Raw genomic sequence first — 5,111 nt, forward strand, 5'->3', positions numbered from 1 at the left:
TTAAAAATTTTTCTTGTTTATTTCACCCAAAAGAATAAAATTTTTGCTATACTTTAACCATCAAATCAGGGAAGAAAATATTTTATTATCCCTTTTACCATTCCTTTGCTATTAAAAATCAATTACTTTATAAAAAAGTTAAATTTTTTATTATTTGCCTCTTTACTTTTTCTTGTAAAAACTGCTACTATAAATTTAAGAATCAATTCAACAACTTTAATTTAAAGTAATTGGAATCTACAATCTCAAGCTTAACTCTAGCTTTACTTGAAATTGACAAAAATTCAACTTCCTCTTACTTTTATTAATTTTTTATCCATTCATTTTTAAATTTTCGTTAAAGAGTAGTTAAATCTATGAGAAAACTAGTAATTGTTAATGTTAAATCTATGCGAATGTAACGCATAATTTCAATCTTAAACAAAAACTAGCAAGCACTTGCTTGAGCTAGACAACTTGGTTATGTCTAAACCTCTAAGCCTAAACATCCTAAACATCCTAAACCTTAGGCAAGATAAATACCTCCGTAAGTTGACTAGAACTAAAGAGCAAGAAATTTAACGATAATCTTATCTTCATTTTTTTCATCCAATTTTTTTTCATAAACTTTATTAATTTTTTATCATCTTTTTTAGAAAAAGCTTTATCACCTCCACTTTCAGGAAATTTTAGAGCAAACCTTAAGAGGGTTGTAAGAACACACAATTCTTTTTGGCTAAGTAACACTCGTAAAACCTTTTTGTGCTTCTTGCAACTTAGACTTGAGTTTCTTTAAATGTACCTAAATTCCCACCAAGTAAAGCTTTTTTCTTCCCTCTAACTGCCTTTTAATTAACAAGTTGAGGGCTTCGGAAAACAAATTACATCAAAAATTTATTGAGATAACTTATCGTTACTTTTTGCTCCTCCACAAGGCTTGTATTATCTAAACTTGTTAATTAAAAGGAAAAAGTAAATGTCAAAAAACGCATTAGTGTTACAAACAGATTTTGGTCTTGGTGATGGTGCTGTAAGTGCAATGTATGGAGTCGCAGCTCAAGTCGATCCGGAATTAAGAGTACACGATTTAACTCATGATATTCCTCCTTACGATATTTGGGCAGCTTCTTATCGCTTACTACAAACCGTTCCTTACTGGCCAAAAGGCACAGTGTTTGTTTCGGTAGTTGACCCTGGAGTAGGCTCTACCCGTCGCTCTTTTGCAGCTCGCACGAAAAAGGGACAAATTATTATTACTCCTGATAACGGCACTTTAAGTCATTTAGCTCACTATATTGGCTTAGAAGAAGTACGCCTCATTGATGAAGTAGTTTCACGTTTACCTCATTCAGGCGAAAGCCACACTTTCCATGGTCGTGACGTTTATGCTTATAATGGAGCTCGTCTTGCTTCAGGAGAAATTACCTTTGCCGAAATAGGTTCAGTGGTAGAGCTAGAACAAGTTACCCGACTACCAATTGTTGATGCCAAAATCGAAAATCAAGTAGCTTGTGGTATTATTGATATTTTAGATATTCGCTTTGGGAGTTTATGGACTAATATCCCGCTCCAACTGCTTCGTGACCTCGAAGTTAAAAATGGCGATAACCTTGTCGTTTCCATTTATCACAACGGCATTAAGGTCTACCAAAATGTTATGACCTTTGCTAAAGTTTTCTCAGATGTTAATATTGGAGAACCTCTAGTCTATATTAACTCTTTACTCAATGTTGGTGTTGCTGTAAATCAAGATTCATTTAGTCGTCTTTACCATATAGGTACAGGGGTTGAATGGAGCATTGAACTACGTAAATCACAAATTGCTCAAGCTTAAAGCTTGACCTTAGCTAACATCTCATTACATTTTTCTCTTTTCATTTTGATCATTGTTTTCTCGATAAGTATTTTCTTTTTTGATTTTGATTTATTTTAATTTAAGGAGCAAATATGGCTACACCTAAACCTAATCCCGTAAAAACGGTGGTTGCGATTGGCATTGGGGCAGCAATTATTTTTATTTTAATGCGTTTTGTAATGTTACCAACCTTTGTTGCCAATACTAAAATTCAAACCGCTTTTGGTTTCTTAGCTTTATTTGCTGGGATCTTTGGTCCTTTTGCGGCTGCCGTGGCTGCTTTTATTGGGCATCTGCTCAATGATATTACCCAATATGGCTCAGCTTGGTTTAGTTGGATTACTTGTTCTGGGATTCTTGGTTTATGCCTAGGCTATGCCGTGAATGGTAAAAAACTGGCTCAAGGTATTTTTACGACTAAAGATATTATCTACTTTAATATTATCCAAACGGCAGCTAACTTTATTCTTTGGGCTCTTGTAGCTCCAAGTGTGGATATCATGATCTATGCTGAACCTGAAAATAAAGTTTATGTTCAAGGACTAGTGTCAGCAATTGTAAACACTATTTCAGTTGCAATTATTGGTACGGCACTATTAAAACTTTATGCAAAAACTCGAACTAAAGCAGGTTCTCTTAAATTAGATTAACTTTGTGAAAGCAAGTGCCTCAAAACACTTGCTTTTAGCCTTTTATTATGAATAAACAGCCAATTATCTCTTTTAAAAATTTTAGTTTTAAATATAGTGTTCAAGCTGAACCTACATTGCATAATCTCAACCTTGATATTTACCCTGGAGAAAAAGTTTTAATTCTTGGCCCTTCAGGATCAGGCAAAAGTACTTTTGGGAATTGCCTTAATGGAATTATTCCTCATGCCTACCCTGGAACTATCGAAGGTGAGCTTACAATCAACGGGATAGATGCAAAAAATTCTTCAATTTTTGAACTCAGTAAATCTGTAGGCACAGTACTCCAAGATACTGATCATCAATTTGTAGGGCTTACGGTTGAAGAAGACATAGCTTTTGCCTTAGAAAACTCTTGTGTTCCTCAAGCCCAAATGTACGAGCAAGTACGACACTGGGCAAAAGCAGTAGATGTGGCAGATCTTCTCGACAAGTCACCCCATGATCTTTCTGGGGGACAAAAACAGCGTGTCTCTATGGCTGGAGTATTAGTTGATCAAACCCCGATTTTACTTTTTGATGAGCCCTTAGCAAATCTCGATCCCGCTTCTGGATATAACTCAAGTCATCTTATCAATCAAATTCAACAACAAACCCAAGCTACGGTAATTATTATTGAACACCGTCTTGAGGATGTCTTAGTTGCTAATGTGGATCGGATTATCGTTTTTGCTCAAGGAGCAATTGTTGCTGATACTACCCCTGAACAACTACTAAAAAGCAATACTTTAGCTGAGTTAGGCATTCGTGAGCCTCTTTGGATCACCGCTCTCCGTTATGCGGGAGTTGACCTACAACAAGTAGAAAATATCTCGAGTCTCGAACAACTAAAGGGAGATGAAATAGCTCCTAAACTAAAACAATGGCAAGCAAGCTTACCGCCAACTCCGGCATTAACTAAGCCTGAGCCTTTAATCAAAATCAAACAACTATCCTTTGCGTATCGTCCCGAACTCCCACAAGTTCTCAAGAACATTAATCTTGAAATCGGACAAGGAGAAATGATTTCTTTAGTTGGTAAGAATGGAGCGGGCAAGTCAACCCTATCTAAAGTTATCTGTGGCTTTGTTAAAGACTTTAAAGGGCAAATGTTTTGGCAAGATCATGACATGAGCCAATGGAGCATTAAAGAGATTGCCGATCATGTGGGTTATGTTATGCAAAACCCTAATCAAATGATTACTCAAGTAAAAATCTTTGATGAAGTAGCCTTAGGTCTGCGCTATCGTAAAGTTGATGAAGCTACCATTACTCGCAAAGTTGAGCAAGTTCTAAAAACTTGTGGTCTCTATGCGATGCGTAACTGGCCTGTAAACGCTCTCTCTTATGGACAAAAAAAGCGTTTAACTATTGCCTCAATTCTTGTGCTTGATCCTAAGGTAATTATTCTTGATGAGCCTACGGCAGGACAAGACTATAAGCACTATACCGAGCTTATGGAGTTTCTTAAAGCTATTAATGCTCTTGGGGTTACTATTATTATGGTCACCCATGATATGCACTTAATGCTCGAATACACCCAAAGAGCCATTGTTATGGCAAATGGACAAGCACTTGCTGATACCACACCAGTAAAAGTTCTTACCAACCCAGGTTTAGTAGCTCACGCCTCTTTAAAAGAAACTAGTCTTTTTGTGTTAGCACAACGCATGGGCTTAGCTAATCCTTTAGCCTTTACTGAAAAATTTATCGCCTACGATAGGAGGGTTCACCATGAGCAATAATGTAATGGGATATTTGCCTAAGGATTCTCTTGTCCATAAGATTCACCCTACGGCAAAACTGTTATACTTTATTATTGTCCTTACAGCGTCAATGATAACTTATGATACTCGCTTACTCGTGTTTATTGCGGTGAGCTCTTTAGCAATTCTCAAGCTCTCTAAGATTCGTTACGTCGAGATTAGCTTTGTAATCAAATTTATCCTCTTTTTCTCGGTATTAAATTTGGTCATGGTGTATATCTTTGATCCTACTCATGGTAATGACCTCTATCAAAGTTATCATGAGATCTTTGCCGGTTGGGGTTATTTTAAGTTTACCTATGAAGAGTTTTTCTTCTTAGGGAATATGGTTTTAAAGTATATTTGTACCGTACCTTTAGCCATCTCCTTTCTTATGACTACTAACCCAAGCCAATTTGCTTCGAGTCTAAATCAAATTGGGGTGAGCTATAGAATTAGCTATGCTGTAGCCTTAACCCTAAGATATATTCCGGATATCCAAACTCAATATCTCGCAATTAATAAATCACAACAAGCACGAGGACTCGATCTTTCTGCCAAAGCTCCTTTTTGGCAAAGAGTTAAAGCTATAGTCTCTCAAGTAATGCCGTTTATCTTGAACTCTTTTAATAATATAGATTCAATTAACCAAGCGATGGAGTTACGTCGTTTTGGGCAACACAAACGTCGTACTTGGATTAGCAAAAAGAAAATGGGAACTCGAGATTATCTCACTCTTCTCCTAGCTCTCTTCATTTTTGCTTGCGTGTTCCTCTGCTGGGAACTAAATCAAGGACGTTTCTATAATCCTTTTCTCTAAATAAAAGTAATACCTCCAAGTTGTAAACTTGGAGGTATTACTTT

The 5,111-nt window shown here is 36.3% G+C and carries 4 protein-coding genes; all 4 read left to right on the forward strand.

Annotated elements, in window-relative coordinates; translation table 11 throughout:
• The first annotated feature begins 955 nt into the window (after positions 1-955).
• The 4 genes from CKF59_RS05515 (at position 956) to CKF59_RS05530 (ending at position 5,067) form a co-directional block, all read left to right on the forward strand.
• Complete coding sequence (locus CKF59_RS05515) at positions 956-1,813, forward strand: SAM hydrolase/SAM-dependent halogenase family protein (protein ID WP_119534963.1); 858 nt, start codon at positions 956-958, stop codon at positions 1,811-1,813.
• Between the two features lie 113 nt (positions 1,814-1,926).
• Positions 1,927-2,484, forward strand: coding sequence for an ECF-type riboflavin transporter substrate-binding protein (locus CKF59_RS05520; RefSeq protein ID WP_119534964.1), 558 nt, complete (start codon positions 1,927-1,929; stop codon positions 2,482-2,484).
• Between the two features lie 47 nt (positions 2,485-2,531).
• Complete coding sequence (locus CKF59_RS05525; RefSeq protein WP_119534965.1) at positions 2,532-4,247, forward strand: ABC transporter ATP-binding protein; 1,716 nt, start codon at positions 2,532-2,534, stop codon at positions 4,245-4,247.
• Positions 4,237-5,067, forward strand: a complete 831-nt coding sequence (locus CKF59_RS05530; RefSeq protein WP_119534966.1) for an energy-coupling factor transporter transmembrane component T family protein — start codon at positions 4,237-4,239, stop codon at positions 5,065-5,067. The genes CKF59_RS05525 and CKF59_RS05530 overlap by 11 nt, the downstream gene beginning before the upstream one ends.
• Positions 5,068-5,111: the final 44 nt, after the last annotated feature.

The sequence above is a fragment of the Psittacicella gerlachiana genome, from assembly GCF_003585965.1.
Classification (GTDB): domain Bacteria; phylum Pseudomonadota; class Gammaproteobacteria; order Enterobacterales; family Psittacicellaceae; genus Psittacicella; species Psittacicella gerlachiana.

Coding starts and splice junctions, on each gene's coding strand:
- CKF59_RS05515 (WP_119534963.1), top strand. CDS start 956: ATGTCAAAAAACGCATTAGTGTTACAAACAGATTTTGGTCTTGGTGAT.
- CKF59_RS05525 (WP_119534965.1), top strand. CDS start 2,532: ATGAATAAACAGCCAATTATCTCTTTTAAAAATTTTAGTTTTAAATAT.
- CKF59_RS05530 (WP_119534966.1), top strand. CDS start 4,237: ATGAGCAATAATGTAATGGGATATTTGCCTAAGGATTCTCTTGTCCAT.
- CKF59_RS05520 (WP_119534964.1), top strand. CDS start 1,927: ATGGCTACACCTAAACCTAATCCCGTAAAAACGGTGGTTGCGATTGGC.